Origin of the sequence: Streptomyces sp. 13-12-16, from assembly GCF_002114215.1 — a bacterium.
Lineage (GTDB): Bacteria > Actinomycetota > Actinomycetes > Streptomycetales > Streptomycetaceae > Streptomyces.
Genome location: NZ_NCTE01000332.1, coordinates 1 through 21,599, shown reverse-complemented (window position 1 = coordinate 21,599; position 21,599 = coordinate 1). Strand labels below are relative to the sequence as shown.

General features: G+C 72.0%; 17 protein-coding genes. 10 read left to right on the top strand and 7 right to left on the bottom strand.

What is annotated here, in order from left to right; genetic code table 11:
- Positions 1–457: 457 nt before the first annotated feature.
- Genes B7767_RS14040 through B7767_RS14020 form a run of 5 tightly spaced genes read right to left on the bottom strand, consistent with a single transcriptional unit; the run spans position 458 to position 6,421 of the window.
- Positions 458–1,516, bottom strand: coding sequence for a LacI family DNA-binding transcriptional regulator (locus B7767_RS14040; RefSeq protein ID WP_107486092.1), 1,059 nt, complete (start codon positions 1,514–1,516; stop codon positions 458–460).
- On the bottom strand, positions 1,504–3,189 hold the full coding sequence (locus B7767_RS14035; protein ID WP_085572481.1) for a glycoside hydrolase family 13 protein: 1,686 nt from the start codon (positions 3,187–3,189) through the stop codon (positions 1,504–1,506). The genes B7767_RS14040 and B7767_RS14035 overlap by 13 nt, the downstream gene beginning before the upstream one ends.
- A gap of 27 nt (positions 3,190–3,216) precedes the next feature.
- Positions 3,217–4,101: a sugar ABC transporter permease gene (locus B7767_RS14030; RefSeq protein ID WP_371100242.1), complete on the bottom strand. Its 885-nt coding sequence runs from the start codon at positions 4,099–4,101 to the stop codon at positions 3,217–3,219.
- On the bottom strand, positions 4,098–5,120 hold the full coding sequence (locus tag B7767_RS14025) for a carbohydrate ABC transporter permease (RefSeq protein WP_085572480.1): 1,023 nt from the start codon (positions 5,118–5,120) through the stop codon (positions 4,098–4,100). The genes B7767_RS14030 and B7767_RS14025 overlap by 4 nt, the downstream gene beginning before the upstream one ends.
- Positions 5,121–5,146: 26 nt before the next feature.
- Positions 5,147–6,421, bottom strand: coding sequence for an extracellular solute-binding protein (locus B7767_RS14020; protein WP_085572479.1), 1,275 nt, complete (start codon positions 6,419–6,421; stop codon positions 5,147–5,149).
- Positions 6,422–6,663: 242 nt separating this feature from the next.
- Between B7767_RS14020 and B7767_RS14015 the strand changes: the two genes are divergently transcribed.
- Positions 6,664–7,701: a LacI family DNA-binding transcriptional regulator gene (locus tag B7767_RS14015; protein ID WP_085572478.1), complete on the top strand. Its 1,038-nt coding sequence runs from the start codon at positions 6,664–6,666 to the stop codon at positions 7,699–7,701.
- A gap of 70 nt (positions 7,702–7,771) precedes the next feature.
- Here B7767_RS14015 and rfbB read toward each other — a convergent pair whose 3' ends face one another.
- Both rfbB and B7767_RS14005 read right to left on the bottom strand, forming a co-directional pair.
- On the bottom strand, positions 7,772–8,749 hold the full coding sequence (rfbB, locus tag B7767_RS14010) for a dTDP-glucose 4,6-dehydratase (protein WP_085572477.1): 978 nt from the start codon (positions 8,747–8,749) through the stop codon (positions 7,772–7,774).
- Entirely contained in the window at positions 8,746–9,813 is a 1,068-nt protein-coding gene (locus B7767_RS14005; RefSeq protein ID WP_085572476.1) for a glucose-1-phosphate thymidylyltransferase, read from the bottom strand. The genes rfbB and B7767_RS14005 overlap by 4 nt, the downstream gene beginning before the upstream one ends.
- A 259-nt stretch (positions 9,814–10,072) precedes the next feature.
- Between B7767_RS14005 and B7767_RS14000 the strand changes: the two genes are divergently transcribed.
- From B7767_RS14000 to B7767_RS13960, 9 genes are all read left to right on the top strand, one after another.
- Positions 10,073–11,365 carry an aspartate aminotransferase family protein gene (locus B7767_RS14000; protein ID WP_085572475.1) on the top strand — a complete coding sequence of 431 codons (1,293 nt, stop codon included), beginning with the start codon at positions 10,073–10,075 and terminating at the stop codon, positions 11,363–11,365.
- Positions 11,362–12,408, top strand: coding sequence for an ATP-binding cassette domain-containing protein (locus B7767_RS13995; RefSeq protein ID WP_085572474.1), 1,047 nt, complete (start codon positions 11,362–11,364; stop codon positions 12,406–12,408). Before B7767_RS14000 ends, B7767_RS13995 begins: the two co-directional genes overlap by 4 nt.
- Positions 12,405–13,214, top strand: a complete 810-nt coding sequence (locus tag B7767_RS13990) for an ABC-2 family transporter protein (protein WP_085572473.1) — start codon at positions 12,405–12,407, stop codon at positions 13,212–13,214. Before B7767_RS13995 ends, B7767_RS13990 begins: the two co-directional genes overlap by 4 nt.
- Positions 13,211–14,011: an ABC transporter permease gene (locus B7767_RS13985; RefSeq protein ID WP_085572472.1), complete on the top strand. Its 801-nt coding sequence runs from the start codon at positions 13,211–13,213 to the stop codon at positions 14,009–14,011. Before B7767_RS13990 ends, B7767_RS13985 begins: the two co-directional genes overlap by 4 nt.
- A gap of 10 nt (positions 14,012–14,021) precedes the next feature.
- Entirely contained in the window at positions 14,022–15,488 is a 1,467-nt protein-coding gene (locus tag B7767_RS13980; RefSeq protein WP_179167143.1) for a phosphotransferase, read from the top strand.
- Between the two features lie 2 nt (positions 15,489–15,490).
- Positions 15,491–17,581 carry a glycogen/starch synthase gene (locus B7767_RS13975; RefSeq protein WP_256923428.1) on the top strand — a complete coding sequence of 697 codons (2,091 nt, stop codon included), beginning with the start codon at positions 15,491–15,493 and terminating at the stop codon, positions 17,579–17,581.
- Complete coding sequence (locus B7767_RS13970; protein ID WP_085572470.1) at positions 17,574–18,707, top strand: sugar phosphate nucleotidyltransferase; 1,134 nt, start codon at positions 17,574–17,576, stop codon at positions 18,705–18,707. The genes B7767_RS13975 and B7767_RS13970 overlap by 8 nt, the downstream gene beginning before the upstream one ends.
- On the top strand, positions 18,704–19,627 hold the full coding sequence (locus B7767_RS13965) for a carbohydrate kinase family protein (RefSeq protein WP_085572469.1): 924 nt from the start codon (positions 18,704–18,706) through the stop codon (positions 19,625–19,627). The genes B7767_RS13970 and B7767_RS13965 overlap by 4 nt, the downstream gene beginning before the upstream one ends.
- Before the next feature lie 13 nt (positions 19,628–19,640).
- Positions 19,641–21,599 (top strand): glycosyltransferase (locus B7767_RS13960; protein WP_085572468.1); only part of this gene is annotated, 1,959 nt, incomplete at its 3' end.

The following is a 21,599-nucleotide window of genomic DNA, read 5'->3' as shown; positions in this document are numbered from 1 at the left end:
CTCCCGCCACGAGGGCGAGTGCAGTGGCCACGATCTTGTTGGCCATAGTTCCTCCTGATCCACCTGATGCGGATGAGAGGCCTTCACGCAGCAACGCGCCTTGCCCGACAGGCCTGTGGGGTCTTGCTGAAACACGTCAGCAAGTTGTTGCGGTCGAGACCGTACGAGCCCCCTCACCATCGGTCAACCCTTCACGACAGGACTCTTGGTTCTCCCTCCGGAAACCCCAACATCACTGGTACGTGGGAAAATTGACGCTCTGCAAAGACTTTCGCAAGCGTTTCAGAGGTGTTACGTTCAATCACTGCCCGGTCCGGCGGCCCGGAGGCCTCGACAGCTGTCGGAGCCCACGCGCCCGGCCCGCCGGACCGGGCTCCAGCCGGGGCTCCGCAGCCTTCATGCCGCCCCGCAGCCCCGACCGGGGCCGGCTGCGGAGCCTCTCCCCGGGCCGGTGCGCTCACCCGCCGCGCCGCGCCGTGGAACCGCGCACGACCAGCTCCGGCTGGAAGACGAACTCGGTCCGCTGCACGGGGGTTCCGCCGACCTCCTCCAGCAGCGCCCCCACCGCCGCGGTCGCCATCGCCTGCACCGGCTGACGCACGGTGGTGAGCGGTGGGTCGGTGAACGGGATCAGCGGCGAGTCGTCGAACCCGATCACCGAGACGTCGTGCGGAACCGACAGGCCTCGTTCGCGCACCGCGCGGATCGCCCCCAGGGCCATCAGATCACTGCCGCAGACCAGGCCGGTGCACCCCCTGTCCAGCAGCGCCGCCGCGGCCGCGTGGCCTCCCTCCACCGTGAACAGGGTGCGCTCGATGTGCGCTTCGGCCTCTTCCGCCCGCATCCCGCAGAAGGAGCGCACGGCCGCGAGGAAGCCCTCGGCCTTGCGCCGCGACGGCACGAAACGGGTGGGGCCGACGGCCAGTCCGACCCTCGTGTGCCCCAGGTCGGCCAGGTGCCGCACCGCCATCCGTACCGCGGACCGGTCGTCGGACGACACGAAGGACGCCGTGATGCGCTCGTTGTAGCCGTTCACCAGAACGAACGGCAGTCCTCGGGAGGCGAGTTTGTGGTACCGGGCCGGGTCGGCCGTCGTGTCCGCGTGCAGCCCGGACAGGAAGACGATGCCCGTGACGCCCCGGTCCTCCATCTGCTCCACCAGTTCGTCCTCGGTGGACCCGCCGGGCATCTGCGTGCACAACACGGGCGTGTATCCGTGCCCGGCCAGCACCTGCTCGATGACCTGGGCGAAAGCCGGGAAGATCGGGTTCGTGAGCTCCGGGATCACCAGCCCGATCAGGCCGGCGCTGCGCTGGCGCAGCCGTACGGGCCGCTCGTAGCCGAGTACGTCGAGTGCGGCCACCACCCGCCGCCGGGTGGCGGGGGCGACTCCGGGTTTCCCGTTGAGCACGCGGCTCGCCGTGGCCTCACTCACCCCGGCCTGCGCGGCGATGTCGGTGAGCCGCGGGGTGCCGTGCTCGGCACCCCGCGTCAGGGAGAGGGTCACACCGCCCACCAGACGGTGCTGTCCGCGGGGAGCCCGGCCGCGTCGCCCTCGGTCACCGGCTCGCAGCTGCTGAGCAGCGGCCGCCCCTGCGGGGTCCACCGCACCGGTGCACCGGTCAGGTTGACGGTGCAGACCAGGTCGCCGTCCCAGGCCCGGTCGCCCGGGCCCCGCGCGGTGCGGCGGAAGGCGAGGACGCCCTCGGGGGCCTCCAGCCACTCGACGCCGTCGCCGGCGCCCAGGGCGGGGTGCTCCCGGCGCAGTGCCAGGGCACTGCGGTAGAGCTCCAGCGTCGAGCCGGGGTCACCGGACTGCACCTCGACCGACAGGTGCCTCCAGCTCTCCGGCTGCGGCAGCCAGCTCGGTCCGCCCTCGACGGGTCCGAAGCCGTACGGCGCCTCGGTCCCCGACCACGGGATCGGCACCCGGCAGCCGTCCCGCAGCCCGTCCTGCCCGTTGTCCCGGAAGAACGAGGGGTCCTGCCGCACCTCGTCCGGCAGGTCGGTCACCTCCGGCAGGCCGAGTTCCTCACCCTGGTAGAGGTAGGCGGACCCGGGCAGGGCCAGCATCAGCAGCGTCGCCGCGCGGGCCCGGCGCACCCCCTGCTCGGGACCGTCCACGGCGAGGCGGGTGGTGTGCCGGACGACGTCGTGGTTGGACAGCACCCAGGTGCTGGGCGCGCCCACCGGGCGCATGGCGTCGAGGCATTCGTCGATGGCCCGGCGCAGGGCGCCGGCGTCCCAGCCGGCTCCCAGGTAGTGGAAGTTGAACGCCTGGTGCAGCTCGTCCGCCCGCAGGTAGTTGGCCGTGCGCTCGGCGCTCGGTGTCCACGCCTCGGCGACGCCGATGCGCTCTCCCGGGTACTCGTCCAGGATCCTGCGCCAGGACCGGTAGATCTCGTGCACGCCGTCCTGGTCGAAGAAGGGCAGGGGCTGGGTGCCCAGCAGGTGCAGCTGCCCGGTGCGCCCCATGTCGGGCAGCCCCGCGGCCTTGACCAGGCCGTGGGCGACGTCGACGCGGAAGCCGTCGACGCCCATGTCGAGCCAGTAGCGCAGGACGGAGCGGAACTCGTCCCGCACGGCCGGGTTGTCCCAGTTGAAGTCGGGCTGCTCGGGAGCGAAGAGGTGGAGGTACCACTCCCCCGGTGTGCCGTCCGGGTTCTTCGTGCGCGTCCAGGCGGGGCCGCCGAAGATGGACTCCCAGTCGTTGGGCGGAGCCTCACCGGCGGTCCCGCGTCCCGGCCGGAAGTGGAAGCGGTCGCGCAGCGGGGAGCCGGGGCCCTCGCGTAAGGCGCGCTGGAACCAGTCGTGCTGGTCCGAACAGTGGTTGGGGACCACGTCGACGATCACGCGCAGCCCCAGGGCGTGCGCGTCGCGGATCAGTTCGTCCGCGTCGAGCAGCGTGCCGAACACCGGGTCGACGGCCCGGTAGTCGGCGACGTCGTAACCGCCGTCGGCCTGGGGCGAGACGTAGAAGGGGCTGAGCCAGACGGCGTCGACGCCGAGGTCCCTCAGGTACGGCAGCCGGGAGCGGATGCCCTGGAGGTCGCCCACCCCGTCGCCGTCGCTGTCGGCGAAGCTGCGGGGATAGACCTGGTAGATCACGGCCTCCCGCCACCAGCCCGGACGCTCGCCGGGACCGGAGGGTCGGGTACGGGTGCCGGGTTCGGCAAGGTACTGGGTCATGGTTCTCCTGCCTGCGTTGGGGGACGGTCAGGACTTGGTGGCGCCTGCGGTCAGCCCGGAGACGAGATGCCGCTGGACGAGTCCGAAGACGATCGCGGCGGGGACCGCGATGATCACGGCGGCCGCGGTCAGCGCGCCCCAGTCGCTCGTGTACTGGTTGACGAACGTCTGGAGGCCTCCGGCGAGCGTGAGGTTCTCCTCGCCGGTCATGAAGGCGGACGCGTAGGCCACTTCGCCCCAGCCGGTGATGAAGGTGTAGAAGGCGGTGACGGCGAGCCCCGGCTTGGCCAGGGGCAGCACCAGCCGCCAGAACGTGCCGAACGGGCTGAGTCCGTCGACCCGGCCGGCTTCGTCGATCTCGACCGGGATGCCGTCGAAGTAGCCCTTCATCATCCAGGCGCAGAACGGCACGGCGACGGTGAGATAGGTGACGACCAGTCCGACCGGCTGGTTGAGCAGCCCGAGGCCGGCGAGCAGGTTGTACAGCGGCACGATGAGCACCGCGACCGGGAACATCTGGGTGAGCAGGAGCATCCACATCAGGGGGCGCATGCCGGGGAAGCGGAAACGGCTCACCGCGTAGCCGGTGGTGGCGGAGATGAAGACGCCGATCAGCGTGGTCAGTCCGACGACGACCAGCGAGTTCTGCAGCCAGGACAGGAAGTCGGTGTCACGTACGACATGGCTGTAGTTGCCGAACGTGAAGTCCTTGACGAGCGAGGTGTCGAACGCGTCGGTCTTCGGTTTGAAGGAGGTGGCCAGCAGCCACAGCGGGGGGAAGACCGCGACGACGGAGGCCGTCAGCAGGGTCAGGTGCAGTCCGAGCGAGGCCAGCGGGCCGCGCTCGCCGCGCTTGCGCGCGGGGGCCGGCGGCTCGGGGCGTACCGGGGTGCGCGTGATCGTGTCGGTCACCAGGTGTCTCCCTGCTTGCGCAGTGCGCGGCGGTAGGCCGCGGTGACGAGTGCCAGGAGGAGCAGGATCAGCACGCCCCAGGCGGCGGACGTGGAGTAGTCCCGCGGGCTGATGACGAAGGACAGGCGGTAGGCGTACGTCACCAGGATCTCGGTGGCGTCGCCCGGGCCGCCCCGGGTCAGCAGGAAGATCACCGGGAACATGTTGAAGGTCCAGATGGTGCTGAGCAGGACGACCGTGCTCGAGACGGACCGCAGTCCGGGCAGGGTGATGTGGCGGAAGCGCTGCCAGGGGTTCGCCCCGTCCATCTCCGCGGCCTCGTAGAGGTCCCCGGGGATGGACTGCAGGCCGCCGAGGAGGGCGATGAGCATGAACGGCACGCCCACCCAGACGTTCACCGCGATGACGGAGATCTTCGCCCAGGTGGGGTCGTTCAGCCAGGAGATCCGGTCGAACCCGGCGCCGGTGAGCAGTTCGTTGAACAGGCCGCTGCGTTCGTTGAACAGCAGGCGCCAGGTGAACACGGAGACGAACGCCGGTACCGCCCAGGGCAGGACCAGGGCCGTGCGGTACAGGGTGCGGCCCTTGAAGGTGCGGTTGAGCATGACGGCCAGGGCCAGCCCGAGGGCGAAGGAGAGCGCCACGCAGCTGACCGTCCACACCACGGTCCAGCCGAGCCGGTCCCAGAAGACCCCGTCACCGAGGATCGCCCGGTAGTTGGCGAGTCCGACGTGCTCGTACGTCGCGGGGATGTGGTTGACGCCGATGGTGCGCTCGACGTTGGCCTCGTTGGCGTCGGTGAAGGACAGCCAGACGCCGCGCGCGAGGGGGTATCCGATGATCACGCCGATCACGGCCACCACGGGGGCGACCATGCTCCAGGCGTACCAGTGGGTGGCCAGGGCCCTGCGCAGACGCCCCGGGGTCCTGGGGTTCTTGTGGCCGGTGCGGTGGGCCCGGCCGCGGGCACCCTGGGTGCCCGCGGCCTTCGTCACCGACTGGCCGGTCTCGACAGCCATGGGTCGTCGGTCCGCCTTCCCGTGGCCTACTTGTAGTCCTTGAGCAGCTTGCGGTAGGCGTCGCCGGTGCTCGACGCCGCCTTGTCCGGGCTGGTCTTGCCGGCCAGCACGTTGGCCATCTGCAGCCGGATGGGCTCGAAGAGGGCGTTGCCCTGGGCGATCCAGGGCCGTTCCACGGCCTTGTCGACCGCCGGCTTGAAGAACCTCACCATCTCGTTCTTCGCGACGGCCGGCACCTCGTAGACGGAGGTGCGGGTGGGGAGCAGGCTCAGCTTCTCGGTGGTCTCCTGCTGCACCTCGGCGGAGCTCATGTACTTCACGAAGGCGTAGGAGGCGTCGAGGTTCTTCGAGCCGGCGTACACCGACAGGTTCCACCCGCCCTGGGGCGATCCCTGGCCGGCGCTGCCGGCCGGGACGGGGGCGACCCCGAGGTTGGCGGGATCCTTGAACCGGGCCCCGGCCTTGACGTCCTCGATGGCCCACGGGCCGTTGAGCATCATGGCGGCCTTGCCCGACTTGAAGGCGTTCTGCATGTTGTTCCAGCCGTCGGACGCGTCCGTGATGGCCGCTTCGCTGTCCACCAGGTCCTCGAGGACCCGGTACGCCTTCACACCGGGCTCGTCGTCGATGGTGACGGTCTTGTTCTTCTCGTCGACCAGGTCGCCGCCCTCACCGTAGAGGTAGGGCAGGAACCAGTACGGGTCGTCGCCCCGCAGGTAGAGGCCGGTCGCGCCGGTCTTCTCCTTGATCCTGGCGGCGGCCGTCTTCAGCTCGGCGACGGAGGCGGGTGCCGGGACGCCGGCCTTCTTCAGCAACTCCTTGTTGTAGAAGAGCGCCAGGGTGTCGATCACCTGCGGGACCGCGTAGGTCTTCCCCTCGTACTTCGTGCTGGCCGCGGCCTGCGGGAGGTAGTCCGACGCGTCGTCGAGGGCGGCCGTGCCGTCGAGCGGGGCGAGGTAGCCGATGCTGGCGAAGTCCGCGACCCAGGCCACCTCCGTGCGCATCACGTCCGGGGCACCGGAGTTGCCGCCCGCCGCGTTCTTGAACTTGGCGTTCGCCTCGCCGAACGGCACGTTGACGTACTTGACGTCGACCTTCGGGTGCTCCTTCTCGAAACGTTCCGCGAGGGCCTGGTACGTCGCCTTCTCCGCCTCGTTGGAGGTGTCCCAGAAGGTGACGGTTCCCGACAGCTCCCCGCTGCCCCCGCCGGCACCGTTCCGGCTGTCGTCGTCCCCGCCACATGCCGAAGCCGTCATGGCCAGAGCCGCGACCAGCGCGGTGGCCGCAATGCCACGCCGCATTGTGAACTCCCCTGTTTCTTCCCGGAATTGGGCGGAGGCGTCGAGGCCTCACGCCAACCGCTCCTACGCGGCGCCGGGGTTGCCAGGAACGTAACAAGGACGAAAGGACACCGAAAGACGTTGCGGCAATTTGCTGCAAGTATTTTCAGCCATTGTGCGGACGACGGACGGGCGTACTGCGCAGCCCCGTCGTTTTCCCACGCAGTGGGCACAGCGGTGGCCAGCGGGTAAAGTGCCCTGCCATGACCATGCGGCTCGCCGACATCGCAGCCCAGGCGGGCGTCAGCAAGGCCACGGTCAGCCGCGTGCTCAACGGCGCGCGCGGTGTGGCCACGGACACCCGCGACTCCGTGCTCGCCGCACTCGACACGCTGGGGTACGAGTACCCGTCACGGCAGCGGCGTGCGGAACTGGTCGGCCTGATCACACCGGAGCTGGACAATCCCGTCTTCCCCGCGCTGGCCGAAGTGATGGGGCAGGCGCTCACGCGCCGGGGGTACACGCCCGTCCTGGCCACGCAGACGCCGGGGGGTTCGACCGAGGACGAACTCACCGAGATGCTCGTGGGCCGCGGGGTGGCCGGCATCGTCTTCGTCTCCGGGCTGCACGCCGACACCACCGCAGACACCGGACGCTACGACCGGCTGCACCGGCAGCGGGTGCCCTTCGTGCTCGTCAACGGGTTCTCCCCCCGGATCGAGGCGCCCTTCGTCTCCCCGGACGACCGGGCCGCCATGCGTCTGGCCGTGGCGCATCTGGCCGAGCTGGGACACGAGCGCATCGGGCTCGCGCTCGGACCGGAGCGCTTCGTGCCGGTCCAGCGCAAGATCGAGGGTTTCCGCGTCGGTATGCACGAGCACCTGGGGCTGTCCGCGCAGGAGGCCGGGGAACTGATCCAGCACTCGCTGTTCTCTCTGGAAGGGGGCCAGGCAGCGGCGTCCGCACTGATCGACAGGGGGTGCACGGCCGTCGTGTGCGCCAGCGACATGATGGCCCTCGGCGCTGTCCGGGCCGCGCGCCAGAAGGGCCTTGCGGTTCCCGGCGACCTCTCGGTCGTCGGCTTCGACGACTCGCCGCTCATCGCCTTCACCGACCCTCCGCTGACCACGATCAGACAGCCCGTCAAGGCGATGGGGCAGATCGCCGTGGACGCGCTGCTGGAGGAGATGTCCGGAACGCCGCCGCCGCGCACCGAGTTCGTCCTCATGCCGGAACTGGTGGTCCGGGGGTCCACCGCCGCCACTCCGCGGGACGGCCGGCGCCCGCCGGACCGGCACTGACCCGTCGGCCACCACCCGGACACGACACGCCGGGGCGGCCGAGGTCCCGTGGCCCCGGTCCGGCCCGGCGTCACGCGGACGCGAGCAGCGGACGCCACCAGTCCGCGTGGCGCTCGTACCACTGGGCGGTCTCGGCCAGGGCGGCCGCGAAGTCGGTGCGGGGCCGGTATCCGAGTTCAGCGGTGATCTTGCTGTGGTCGACCGCGTAGCGCCGGTCGTGCCCCTTGCGGTCCTCGACGTGTTCGATCCGCTCCGGGCCCGCGCCGCACAGGGCGAGCAGCCGGTGCGTGAGCTCCAGGTTGGACAGCGAGGTGCCGCCCCCGATGTTGTAGACCTCCCCCGGCCGGCCCGACACGCGGACGAGTTCGACGGCCCGGACGTGGTCGTCGACGTACAGCCAGTCGCGCTCGTACCGTCCGTCGCCGTAGAGGGGGACGGTGCCACCGGACAGCAGCCGGGCCAGGAAGCGCGGGATGAGCTTCTCCGGGTGCTGGTGGGGCCCGAAGTTGTTCGAGCAGCGGGTCACCCGGACGTCCAGTCCGTGCGTGCGGTGTTGGGCCAGGGCGATCAGGTCCGAGGCCGCCTTCGACGCCGCGTACGGCGAGGTGGGCCGCAGGGGATCGCTCTCCTTGGCGGCCCCCCGGGGGAGGGAGCCGTACACCTCGTCGGTGGAGACGTGCACGAAGGTGCGCACGCCGTGACGGAGCGCGGCGTCGAGCAGCGCCTGGGTGCCCAGCACGTTGGTGCGGGTGAAGGCGCCGCCGTCGGCGATGGAACGGTCGACGTGCGACTCGGCGGCGAAGTGCACGATCTGGTCGTGCCGGCCGGCCAGCGCGTCCACCAGGGACGCGTCGCACACGTCGCCCTGGACGAAGGTGAGGTCGGGGTGGTCGCGCACCGCGTGGAGGCGTGCGAGGCTGCCGGCGTAGGTGAGTGCGTCGAGGACGGTCACCGCCGTGCCCCCGGGGCCGCGGGGCGACAGGAGGTGGCGGACGTAGGCGGAGCCGATGAAACCCGCCCCGCCGGTGACGAGGATCGCTGCGTTCATGGGGCGAGGTACACCTTGCTGTGGTCGCCGATCACCAGACGGTGAGCTTGCGGAAGACGGGGGGCCGGGCCCACGACGGCGCCGCGGCCGATGAGGGACGCCTCGATGCGGGACGCCCCCTCGACCTGCGCGCCGCGCAGCAGGACGGAGTACTCGACGGCGCTGTCCTCGACCCGGCAGTCCTCCCCGATGGAGGTGTACGGGCCGACGCTGGAGTTGCTGACGACGGCGCCCGCGCCGATGACCACCGGGCCGACGACGCGTGACCCGCGCACCACCGCGCCCTCGGCCACCCGGACCCGGCCGATCAGCGTGCTGTGCGCGTCGACCTTGCCCTCGATCCGGCCCTCCAGCCCGTCGAGGACGTGGCGGTTGACCTCCAGCATGTCCTCCGCGCTGCCGGTGTCGCGCCAGGGCCGGGTGGTGGTCTCGGCGCGCACGCGCAGCCCTTGGTCGACCATCCACTGCACGGCGTGGGTGATCTCCAGCTCACCGCGTGCCGAGGGGGTGATGGCGCGCACCGCCTCGTGCACGGCCGGGCTGAAGGCGTACACGCCGATGAGGGCGAGCGCGCTGCGCGGAGTGTCGGGCTTCTCCTCCAGGCGCAGCACGTTCCCTTCGGCGTCGACCTCCGCGACTCCGAACGCGGAGGGGTCCGCCACGGGGGTCAGCAGCAGCCGGGCCGCCGCGGCATCGGCGGCGGCGAGACGCACGAAGTCGGTGACCCCCTGCGGGAGGTAGTTGTCGCCCAGGTACAGCAGGAAGTCGTCGTCACCGAGGAAGTCGCGGGCGATGCGCACCGCGTGCGCGAGGCCGAGCGGGCGGGACTGTTGCAGGTAGGTGATGCGTAACCCGAACTCTGTACCGTCACCGGTCAGTTCGCGGATCTCACGGCCGTGCGACCCCACGACGACGCCGACTTCCCGGATGCCCGCTGCGGCGAGGGAGTCCAGTGCGTGGAACAGCACGGGTCTGTTGGCGATGGGGAGCAGCTGCTTGGCGCCGGTGTGCGTGAACGGCCTCAGTCTGCTGCCGGTTCCACCTGCCAGGACCAGGGCCTTCACCTCGGCCTCCGCGGGGGCGGACCGGTCGGGGGGCGTTTTCTCACAGGTCTCTCCTCGCATGAGAGGCGTGGTGTCGCCGTGGGCACCTCGACTCAAGCAGACTGCCGCGACCGTCCGCAACAACTTTCTGAAACGATCCGCAAAGCCTTGCAGTCGTCTGTGTTCAAGTGTTTGACTCAAGCCGAACCGCCAACCGTGGTGTGTCACACCGCAGTTCGCCGGTGATCGCGTGCAGCCGGTCCGACGAGCAGGGACAGCGATGACAGGTTTACGGCAGACCCAGCACCTGGCACGGGAGGCCCGGCATCTGGCGCCGGGCGCTTCCGAGGAAGCGGTCCACGGACGCCGGGTGTTCACCGAGGGGCGCGGTCCCGTGCTGACCGACCTCGACGGCAACCAGTACCTCGACTTCGCCGCCGGCACCCTCACCCAGTCCCTGGGCCACGGGCACCCGGAGGTGGTCGAGGCGCTCACCGCCCAGGCCCGCCGTCTGTGGAACGTCCACGACAGCGCCACTCCGGACCGCGCCGACCTGCTGGACCTGCTCGCCAGGCTGCTGCCGGAGCGGCTCGACACCTACGCGTTCTTCTCCACCGGCGCGGAGGTGGTCGAGGCCGCCCTGCGGGTCGTCCAGGCGACCGCGCCGCCGGGACGCAACCGGATCGGCGCCCTGCGGCACGGCTTCCACGGCAAGACCATGGGCGCCCGGATGCTCGTGCACTGGGACATCGGCCACCAGGCGTTCAGCGGCAACAGCGTGCTGGGCTACAGCCCCTACTGCTACCGCTGCCCCCTGGGGCTGGAGTACCCGTCGTGCGACGTGCGCTGCGCGACGCTCGTGCGCCGGCACATCGCCGAGAAGCCCAACGTCTCCGCGCTGGTCTTCGAACCCGTCCTCGGCGCGGCGGGGGTCATCGTGCCGCCGCCGGGTTACTGGGAACGCATCGCGGACGCCTGCCGGGAGGGCGGCGTCCTGCTCGTCGCGGACGAGGTGCTCACCGGCGGCGGACGCACGGGGGCCTTCCTCGCCAGTGACCTCTTCGGCGTCGAACCGGACCTGGCGATGCTGTCCAAGGGCACCGCGAGCGGCTTCCCCTTCGCCGTGCTCGCCGGCCGCGCGGAGCTGCTGCGCAGGCCGGAGGCGGCCACCTCGGGGGCGTACGCCTCGACGTACGCGAGCAACCCGCTGGGCATCGCCGCCGCCCGCGCCACGCTCGAGGTCGTCGAGCGCGACCGGCTGATCGACCGCGTACGCGCCCTCGGCGAGATCATGGAGGACCGGCTGCGCGTCCTGGAGTCCCGATTCGACCGGCTGGGCCAGGTGCGCGGCCTCGGTCTGCTGTGGGGCCTGGAGTTCGTCACCGATCCCACCACCCGCACACCCGCGCCGGAGACGGCCCGGGCCGTCTACACCACGGCTCTCGACCTGGGGCTGCGCACCTCCCTCGGAGGCCACATCCTGCGCCTGGCCCCGCCGTTCACCCTCGACGAGGCCCTGCTCGAGGAGGGTCTGCGGCTGTTGGAGAAGGCCCTCGAACGGGTGATCGCGTGATCGTGGCGGAGCGCCTCGTCAAGGAGTTCCGGCTGGCCGAACGCAAACCCGGTCTGCTCGGCAGCCTCTCCACCCTCCTCACCCGCCGCCACCGCGTGGTGCGCGCGGTCGACGACGTCTCCTTCGAGATACCGGCCGGCACCAAGACGGCCTACATCGGCGCCAACGGGGCCGGCAAGTCGACCACGATCAAGATGCTGACCGGCATCATGACCCCCACCTCCGGCCGCTGCACGGTCGCCGGCCTGGAGCCGTACCGGCACCGGCAGCGCAACGCCCGCACCATCGGCGTCGTCTTCGGCCAGCGCAGCCAGCTGTGGTGGGACCTGTCGGTGCCGGACTCCTTCCGCATCCTGCGCCGCGTCTACGACATCCCCGAGCCGGTCTACCGGCGCAACCTGGACCTGTTCCGGGAGCTCCTCGACATCGACGCGCTGGGTTCGACCCCCGTACGGCAGCTGAGCCTCGGCCAGCGCATGCGCGCCGAGATCGCGGCGAGCCTGCTGCACGACCCCGCCGTCCTGTTCTGGGACGAGCCCACCATCGGCCTCGACATGGTGCTCAAGGACGCGGTGCGCCACCTGGTCAACCGCGCCCACCGGGAGCTGGGCACCACCGTGGTGCTCACCAGCCACGACATCGCCGACATCGGCGCGATCTGCGACAGCGCCCTGGTCGTCGACCACGGCCGGGTCGTCCACCAGGGGACCCTGAAGGACCTGCTGCGCACCGCCGACCACCGCTCGGTCGTCTTCGACCACCGGGACGGCACCGCGGCCGGTACCGTCCGCGCCCGCATCGAGGCCGGTCTGCCGGGCGTGCGCGCCACACCGGACGACGGCGGCCGCATCCGCGTCGACTACCCGGCCGGCCGCTACACCTCCCGGCAGGTCCTCACCTTCCTCCTGGACCACTTCGACCTCGCCGACTGGTACGCCCCCGAACCCGGCCTGGAGGACGTGCTCCGCAGGATCTACGGCCGCGCACGCGTTCCCGGCGACACACCCGACGGTGCCGGCCGTACACCCGACGGTGCCGCATGACCGCCCGCCTGCGCCGCTACACGCCGTTCGCCACCAGCGGCCTGCAGTCCCTGCTGCAGTACCGCTCGATGTTCGCGATGACCGCGATGACCGCGGCCGCCGGCGCGGCGGTGACCGTCTTCCTGTGGCGCGCCGTGTACGCGGGCACACCCGGCCGCGGCCCCGGCGGCTTCACCGTGGAGGACATCACCACCTACCTGCTGGTGGCCCAGATCCTGCAGGTGCTGCACACCAACCGGGTCGACGACGAGGTCGCGGCCGAGGTGTACCGGGGCGACGTCGCGGTCATGCTGGTACGCCCCGTCAGCTACCCGGTGATGCGGTTCTTCGCCTGCCTGCCCGTGGTGGGGGCCAACGCCGTCCTGGTCGGCCTGCCGGTCCTCGGCCTGTTCGCGCTGCTCGTCCCGCTCACCGCGCCCCGGCCGGCGGACCTGCTGCTGTTCTCCGTCTCCACCGCCCTGTCGGTGCTGCTGGCGTTCTGCGTGAACCTGCTGACCGGCATGACCGGCTTCCTCACCACCAACACCTGGGGGGTGCGGATGGTCAAGCAGAGCGTCGTCGCCTTCTTCGCCGGACAGCTCGTGCCCCTCGCGCTGATGCCGGGCCCGCTGGCCGCGCTCGCGAAGGCCCTGCCCTTCCGCGGCATGGTCGACGGTCCGCTGACCCTGCTGCTCGGCCGCTACGACGGCTGGACGGACGCCGCCGGGGTGCTCGTCCAGCAGGCGGCCTGGGCGGCCGGGCTGTCGCTGCTGTGCGCCGCGCTGTGGCGCGCCGCCCTGGGACGGCTGGAGGTGCTCGGCGGATGACGCGCACGCTGACGCGGTACCTGCGGCTGTCCTGGTTCCTGGGCGGGGTGGGCCTGCACCGGCTGGCCGCGTACCGCATGGACTTCGTGCTCGGCGCGGGCGCCTTCCTGGTGCGGGTCGGCATCCAGACGGCGGTCGTCGGCCTCGTCTTCCGGCAGGTCCCCGCCGTGGGCGGCTGGTCGTACCACGAGGTGCTGTTCCTGCTGGGGTTCTCCCTGCTGCCGCGCGGGCTCGACCACCTCTTCACCGACCAGTTGTGGGAACTGGGCCGCAAACTGGTCCAGCGCGGGGAGTTCTACCGCTACCTCGTCCGGCCGGTCGACCCGCTGTTCTCCCTGCTGTCGGAGCGCTTCTTCCACCCCGACGGGCTCGGCGAACTCGTCGTCGGCGCCGTCCTGGTGGGATACGCGGGAAGCGAGCTCGGCCTGTCGCCCAGCCCCGTGCAGTGGGCGCTCGCGCCTCTGCTGGTGCTGTGCGGGGCGCTGCTGCACACCTCGGTGAAGCTGCTCTTCGCCTCCCTGTCCTTCTGGACGGTGACGAGCATGCCCGCGATGTACGCGGCCAACCAGGTGTCGGAGTTCTCCGCCTACCCCCTGGACATCTACCACCCCTCGCTGAAGGCCCTGCTCACCTGGGTCCTGCCCTTCGCCTTCACCGCCTACGTGCCCTGCGTCTACCTGCTGAGCGGCGGGACCGGCCTGCTCGGCTGGCTGCCCGTGGTGACCGCCGGCGCCCTGGCCCTCGCGCTGACCGTCTGGCGCCGCGGCGTCAACCGTTACGAAATGACCGGAAGTTGAGCCTGGCATGATGAGAAACGACGATCTGGGCCCCTTACTGCGCACCGCCCCGTGGATGCCCGAGGACGGTCGGCGGGCCGAGCGCTTCGAGTGCGTCGACCACGCGGACCTCGGCGCCACCGCCCGCCTGCTGATCGTGGCCGCCGTCGGCGGGCCGACGTCGGGACGGCGCTACTTCGTGCCGGTGCGGTCCGCACCCACGGGGCAAGGCACCGAAGAGGCGCACGGCAGCGTCGCGTTCGACTCCGCCGTGCTGGACGCGGTCTGCGCCGGACGCCGGCTGCCCACCGCCCGCGGCGGCCGGGTGCTCTTCCGCGGTGCGGGACTCACCACGCACTCGGTGCGCCGGCTGCCGTTCGAGCGGGGCTGGTCCTCCAACGTGCTGTCCCTGGTGGAGAACGACGGGACGGCCTACGTCCACAAGACCTACCGGCGGCTGGACGAGACCGTCCGGGAGCCGGAGCTCCTGCGGCTGATGAACGGGACCGGCCGCACCCCCGACTGGGCGGGCGACTACACCTACGCCGACCCGGCGGACGGCACCCACCGCCCGCTGGGCGTGTTCTACCGGTACGCCCCCGGAGACGGGATCGACCTGCCGCTGAGGCACAGCATGCGGTCCCTGTGGCCGAAGGTGACCGGCAAACAGGCCCCCGGCTCACTCGACGACGTCGTGCGGGCACACCTGCGCCCGCTCGCGGACAACCTGCGCGACGCCGGGCGCTTCCTGGCCGGCTTCCACCGCGACCTGGCCGGCCGGCTCGGCCGGGGTCCCGTGCCGCCGTACCCGGCACGGGAGATGCTGGCCCGGGCCACCGCCCGCACGGACGCACTGGCCTCGGCGGACATCGACCTGCCCGAGGCCCCGCGCACCGCCGCCTTCGCGGCCCTGCGGCAGGAGACCGCCGCGCTGCGGAGCGCCTTCGACGCCGCCCCGGCGGGGTTCCCCTCGGGGCCGTGCCACGGCGACCTGCACCTGTCCCACCTGCTGTGCCGGCCGCGCGACGACGGAAGCTGGTCGATGAACGTCATCGACATGTCCACCCCCGCCCTCGGCCCCGGCGAGGCGGGCTGGGCCGCGCAGTCGCCGGTCCAGGACCTGGTCGCCGTCCAGCGCGCCCTGGAGTACTTCACCGCCGACGAGGCGGCCTTCGAGAGCGCACGGCGCCTCGGCGTCGACTCCATGGAGACGATGCGGGACGCGCTGGACGGCGCCGGCGACCGGCCGCCCGGGCAGCGCTCCGTACTGCGCCCGGTCTTCCACGCCGCCGACGTCTGGCGGGCGCACGTGCTGCGGCTGCTCCTCGGACGCACGGTGGACGACCCGCTGCGCCGGCTGCTGTACCTGGACCGGCTGCTGCACGAACTCGCCTACAACACCGACCACGCCCGCCCCTACCACGCCGCGATCGACCTGCGCCACGCCCTCGCGCTCGGCGCCCGCACCCCGGCCCCGACCCTCCCGGCAAGGACGTGAACGTGACCGAGCCCCCGATGCACATCATCGAGACCTACTTCGAATGCTGCGGCTTCGACCACACCTTCCTGCAGGGCGGCACCTCGGTGTACCTGTGGAACCTCTCCCGGGAGTTCGCCGCCCGCGGGCACCGGGTCTCCCTCGTCACCCCCGCACACGGCAGACTCGACGACCTGCGCGGCCGGTACGAGGTGGAGGACCTCGGCTACTCGGACGAGTACGTGCTGCCGCTGGTCCTCGACCCGGAGGTGTGGCACGGCTTCCCCGCCGAGACCGAACTGCCCGTGCGCACCACCGCGCACCGCATCCGCCTCGACGGCGTGGACCTGTACTTCCTGTCCAACGAGCACCTCGACCGGCTCCCGGACACCTTCTACCCGCCGTACTCCGCCAAGGGCCGGGACCTGGTCTTCTTCAAGCCGCTGGTCTTCCAGGTGGACAGCGTGCGCTTCCTGCGCCACTGGTTCGGCGGGGAACGGGCGATCGTCCACGCCCACGAGCCCTTCTACCACTACCTGCTGCCGGCCGCGCTGCGCGACGACCCGACGAAGCACGTCGTCAGCACGGTGCAGAGCAACATGCCGATCACCAAGAAGGTCTACGCGCCCGAGGTCCGACGCCTGCTCGAGCTCCTGGGCACACCGGACGGCCTGCCGCAGGAGCACCCGCCGGCCGGGCCGGGCCTCGAAGCGGTGCGCCAGTACCAGCAACTGACCCATCTGCACTACGAGTACCCGCCGGACCACGTGGCCGTCTACCGGTTGGTCCTGGAGAACGCCGACCTGATCGACTTCCTCTCGCCCGGCCAGCTCGACTTCTACGCCTCCTTCCGGGACACGCCCTTCGAGGCGCTCTTCGCGCACCTGCCCCTGGCGCAGGCCGTGAAGGAGAACGCGCACAAGATGTTCGTCGGGGGCTGCGCCATATCCGACCAGTGGCTCGCCTGGGACCCGGGCGAGGTGGACCGGTCGGCGGTGCTCGAAGGGCTGGGACTGGATCCCGCGCTGCCGACGTTCTTCCACAACGCCCGCTACGCCCTGCACCACAAGGGCCAGCTGGAGCTGATGCGCGCCGTCGACCGGGTGCTGGGCGACGGCCTGGCCGCGAACTTCGTCGTGCGCTGCATCTCCGGCGCCCCGCTCGACGACCCCTGCTTCCGCGAGGTCGCCGAGCGGCACCGGGGCCGGCTGCACCTGGAGTCGGAGCGGGTGGACGAGCGGCGGGTGTTCGAGTACGCGTCGGCCGCCGACTTCTGCCTGTTCCCCTCCAAGTTCGAGATGGACACCTTCCTCATCGCCCAGGGCGAGGCGATGGTGTGCGGGGCGGTGCCCATCGCGACGGCGCAGGAGGGCATGGCGCACTTCCGGCACGCCCGGCCCGAGCCGGAGACCACCGGCCTCGCCGTCAACCGCTCCTTCGCCGAGGACGACCCGCTGCTCACCGCCGCGCTCGCCGCGCGCATCCGGGAGGCGGTGACGCTGTGGTCCGACGACCCGGCCCGCTACCGCGAGCTGTCCCAGCGCGCGGCGGCGGTCGCCCGGCAGTTCACCTGGGAACACTGCGCGGACCTGCATCTCGCCGCGTTCGGCCGCCTGTGGCGCGGCGAACCGGCCGAGCTGCCCGCCGAACGCGCCCTGCGGCACGGCTGGTTCGACCTGCTGAAGGACGAGGAGATCACCGAGGAGGCGGCCCTCGCCCACGGCGACCCGGCGGCGTACGCGCGCCGCACCCCCGTCGACGCCCCGGTCGCCCGTCGGTTCTTCCACGCGGCCTGGGAACGGGCCGACTTCAGCACATGCGAACGGATCGTGGACCGCCACCCGGCCGCGGTGACCGCCGAGGAGGTGCGCGCCCTGCGGGAGCGGTGCTCGGTCGGCGACGGCGGGCTGGTGTACCGGCTGCCGCACGCCGAGCGGGTGGAACTGGTGACCCCGGACCCGCGCGACCCGGCGGTCCGGGCGCTGCCCGGGGTGCGGGAGCTGCGTCGCACCGCGCCCGGCGTGTTCGAGGGACCACCGCCGCGGCCGGGGGCACGGCTGCTGCTGACGCTGTCCTCCGGCCGGGTCACCTGGGACGAGGCCCGTCATGGCTGAGCGGGGAGGGGTGCGCGCGGTGCTGCTGGCGGGCGGCGAGGGACGGCGCATGGGTCCGCTGGGGACGGGGCGCCTGAAGCCGCTCGTCCCGTACGGCGGCGCCTGCCGCCTGATCGACTTCAGCCTCGCCAACGCGCGCGACTCGGGACTGGGGGAAGTACTGCTGCTGTCCCAGTACGAGGAACGCCGGCTGATGGACGACCTGCACCGGGTGTGGAACCGCGACCCGGGCTTCCGAGTGCACTTCGGGCCGTACGACGGCGCCTACCGGGCTGCGGGCGCCGGGCTCCCCCACGAGCTGCCCGAACGCACCTGGCCGGCCGAGCGCGGTACCGCGGACGCCCTGATCCGCAAGGCCGGGCACGTCTTCGGCGGTGACCGCGAGCAGGTCCTGGTGCTGCACGCGGACCACGTCTACCGCTTCGACTACCGGCCGCTGATCGCGGAGCACCGGGCCTCCGGTGCCGCCCTGACCGTCGCCTACCAGCGGATCGAGCGGCGCTGGGTCCACCTGTTCGGGATGGTCCGCTTCGACCGGGCGGGCCGGCTCACCGAGTTCGTGGAGAAGCCGGCCGAGCCGACCAGCGACCTGGTGTTCGCCGCGTTCTGCGTCTTCGACGCCGCGGTGCTGCACCGCTACCTGGAGAAACTGGACGGCACCGACTGGCAGCACGACATCAGCCGAGACGTCATCCCCGCGATGCTCGCGGGCGGCGAGGACATCCGCGGTCACGAGGTAACCGGCCACTGGGAGGACATCGGCACCGTCGAGCGCTACCACCGGGCGCACCTGATGCTCGCGGCCGGCGGGCCGCGGGCCGGGCTCCCGGTCGAGCGGATGCCCAGGACCGTCCGGCCCGGGGTGGACCGGGGCTGGGTGGCCGACTCCCCGGGCGTGGTCGCCTCGTTGGTCCCGGCGGACCTCGTCAACGACGGCCGGGTGGAGCACAGCGTGCTCTTCCCCGGAGTCACCGTCGGGGCGGGCGCCCGGGTCCGGCGCAGCGTACTGCTGCCCGGTGCCACGGTCCGCCCCGGTCAGGACATCGACTCGGCGGTGGTCCTGGAGAACGGACAGGTGCAGCGGGTCGAGGACCCCGCGGCCGTCACGGAAGGAACCCGTACATGAGCCCGTCCCCTTACGACGTCCTGGTGGTCGGCGGAGCCGGCGTGGACACCGTCGTCCGCGTCGAGAAACTGGAGGTCCCCCCGGGCGACTCGCTGCACGTGCCCCCGGTGCACGACTACGTGGCGCACACCGGCAACGGCGTGGCGCTCGGCTGGCACGCCCTCGGCCTCACCACCAAGTTCATCGACTTCCTCGGCGACGATCCCCAGGGTCACGCGGTGCTCGCCGGGTACGCCGGGCACGGTCTGGACTTCAGCCACGTGGTGTCCCCGCACGGCACCCCGCGCGGCGTCAACCTGGTCGACGCGCAGGGCCGCCGCTTCTCCTTCTACGACTCCCGGCACCCCGCGGACCTGCGGCTGCCGCGCGCCTTCTACCTGCCCCACCTGGAGCGGGCGCGCCATGTCCACCTCTCCATCGTGGGGCACAACCGCGACCTGTACGAGGACGTCCACCGGCTCGGGGTGACCAGCTCCACCGACCTGCACGACTGGGACGGCGTCGACCCCCACCACCGCACCTACGCCCTCGCCTCCGACTACGTCTTCATGAGCGCCGCGGCCGTCCACGACCGGCTTCCGGAGGTCCTGCACGCCATCGTCGACGAGGGCCGGGCCCGCTTCGTCGTGGCCACCGACGGAGCGGACGGCTGCCACGTGCTCGTGCGGGGCGAGGCCGGGGTGCGCCACTTCCCGGCCGTGCGGCCGGAGCGGCCCGTCGTCGATTCCAACGGGGCCGGCGACGCCTTCGTCACCGCGTTCCTCCACGCCCACTTCGAAGGGCGGCCGGTGGAGGAGTGCGTCCTGGCCGGATCGGTGTCCGGGGCCTTCGCCTGCGGTGCCGCCGGCACCCACACCGAGTTCATCGACCTGCCCGGCCTGCGCGCGGCCTGCGCCCGCGCGCAGGCCGCGGCGGAGTGAAGGAGCCCCGCGCGTGCACATCGTCACCTTCTCCTTCGAGTGCGGCGGCTTCGACAACCGGCTGATGCGCGGCGGGCTGTCCCCGCTCGTGTGGAACCTGTCCCGCGAGTACGCCGCACGCGGCCACCGCGTCTCGCTGGTCACACCCGCACATGGTCACCTTCAGGCCCTGCGGGAGCGGTTCGACGTCCGGGAGCTCGACTACCGCGACCAGCACACGGTGCCGCTGGTGCTCGACCCCAAGGTGTGGCCCGGCCGACCCGCCGAGACCGGTCTCGCCCTCGACACCCGCGCCCACCTGTTACGCCTGGACGGCGTGGACGTCTACCTGCTGTCCGACGCCTTCCTGGACCTGCTGCCGGACCGGCTCTACCCGCCTCCGGCCCTCGAGGGCCGGGACCTGGCGTACCTCAAGCCGCTGGTCTTCCAGGTCGGCGGCCTGCGCTTCGTCCAGCGCCACCTGGCGGACGGCCCGGCGGTCGTGCACGGCTTCGAGCCCTACTACCACTACCTGCTGCCCGCGGTCCTCGCCGACGACGACCGGTACCGGACGGTGAGCACGGTCGCCGCGAACGCCCCCGTCACGCAGAAGGTGTACCGGCCGCAGGTGGAACGGCTGCTGGAGCTCTTCGGGGTCCGCGGACCGGACCTCGACGCCCTGGACGGGCCGCCGCCCGCCGAGGACTCCCCCCTGGCCACCATGGCCCGGGCGCTGGCCGGCACCCGTATGCACGTCGAGTACGGGCCGGACCACGTGGGTGTGTTCCCGCTGATCGCCGACCGCGCGGATCTGATCGACTTCGTGTCCCCCGGTCAGCGCGACCACTACGTCACCTGGCAGGACACGCCGTTCGAAGCCCTGTTCCGGTCGCTGCCCGTGGCACGGCGGCTGCGGGAGCGGCCGGACCGGCTGCTGGCCGGCGGCTGCGGCATCGCGGACAGCTGGCTGGCACGCGACCCGGAGGCCGTGGACCGGGCCTCGGTGCGCCGGTCGCTCGGTCTGACGGGCACCGGTCCGGTCTTCTACCACGCCGCCCGCTACGCGGTGCACCACAAGGGCCAGCTGGAGCTGATGCGGGCCGTGGAGGAGGTGCTGGCCGGAGATCCGGAGGTGGGTTTCGTGATCCGCTGCTCGACCGGGGGCGGCGGTGACGCGCCGGCGGCGGTCGCGAACGCCGCGTTCCAGCGGCTCGCCGATCGCTTTCCGGGGCAACTCCGCCTGGAGTGGCGGCTCGCCGACGAGGACACGTTGTTCGAGCAGGCGGCGAGCGCCGACTTCTGCGTGTATCCGTCCAAGTTCGAACTGGACGGTTTCCTCATCGCCCAGGCCGAGGCGATGGCCTGCGGGGCGGTGCCGATCGCCACCGCCCAGCGGGTGACCTCCCACTTCGGGCACGGGCGGCCCCTCGACGACCCGGAAGCGACGGGGTTCTCCGTGCCCGGTTCCTTCCGCGACGACGACCCGGGGCTGGCCCGGGCCCTCGCCGGGCGAATACGCGAGGCCGTGAAGCTCTTCCGCACGGCACCCGGCACCTACGCCCGGCTCTCGGGCAACGCCCGGCGCCTGGGCCGCTCGTTCACCTGGGCCCGCAGCGCGGACCTGCGTCTGGCTGCCTACGAACGTCTGCTGCGCGGCGAGCGCGCGCAGCCGCCGGCCGGCGAACTGGTCGAGCGGGGCTGGCTGGAGGCGCTGCCGCCCGCCGCCCACACCGAGCATCGTGAGCTGATCGCGCGGGCGGCGACGGAACGCGGTGACGCCACCGCCCTCGCCCGCGTTCTCGGGTGCGGCGTCGACGAACTCGGAGCGGACGACTGGGAGCGGTTGTTCACCTCGGCCCACCGCCGGGGGGACTTCACCCGCTGTGCCGAACTGGCCCGGCGGGCGGGCCGGCCGGACCTGTGGGCCCGGCAGGCGGACCGTTTCCGGCTCACCGCCGTTCCGGACGGCACGTGGCGCGTGCGGTACGCGCAC

Bases quoted from the DNA above. Each gene is read 5' to 3' on its own strand.
- B7767_RS14035 (WP_085572481.1), bottom strand. From the start codon at position 3,189: ATGACCCAGTACCTTGCCGAACCCGGCACCCGTACCCGACCCTCCGGT.
- B7767_RS14025 (WP_085572480.1), bottom strand. From the start codon at position 5,120: ATGGCTGTCGAGACCGGCCAGTCGGTGACGAAGGCCGCGGGCACCCAG.
- B7767_RS14020 (WP_085572479.1), bottom strand. From the start codon at position 6,421: ATGCGGCGTGGCATTGCGGCCACCGCGCTGGTCGCGGCTCTGGCCATG.
- B7767_RS14015 (WP_085572478.1), top strand. From the start codon at position 6,664: ATGACCATGCGGCTCGCCGACATCGCAGCCCAGGCGGGCGTCAGCAAG.
- rfbB (WP_085572477.1), bottom strand. From the start codon at position 8,749: ATGAACGCAGCGATCCTCGTCACCGGCGGGGCGGGTTTCATCGGCTCC.
- B7767_RS14000 (WP_085572475.1), top strand. From the start codon at position 10,073: ATGACAGGTTTACGGCAGACCCAGCACCTGGCACGGGAGGCCCGGCAT.
- B7767_RS13990 (WP_085572473.1), top strand. From the start codon at position 12,405: ATGACCGCCCGCCTGCGCCGCTACACGCCGTTCGCCACCAGCGGCCTG.
- B7767_RS13985 (WP_085572472.1), top strand. From the start codon at position 13,211: ATGACGCGCACGCTGACGCGGTACCTGCGGCTGTCCTGGTTCCTGGGC.
- B7767_RS13980 (WP_179167143.1), top strand. From the start codon at position 14,022: ATGAGAAACGACGATCTGGGCCCCTTACTGCGCACCGCCCCGTGGATG.
- B7767_RS13970 (WP_085572470.1), top strand. From the start codon at position 17,574: ATGGCTGAGCGGGGAGGGGTGCGCGCGGTGCTGCTGGCGGGCGGCGAG.
- B7767_RS13965 (WP_085572469.1), top strand. From the start codon at position 18,704: ATGAGCCCGTCCCCTTACGACGTCCTGGTGGTCGGCGGAGCCGGCGTG.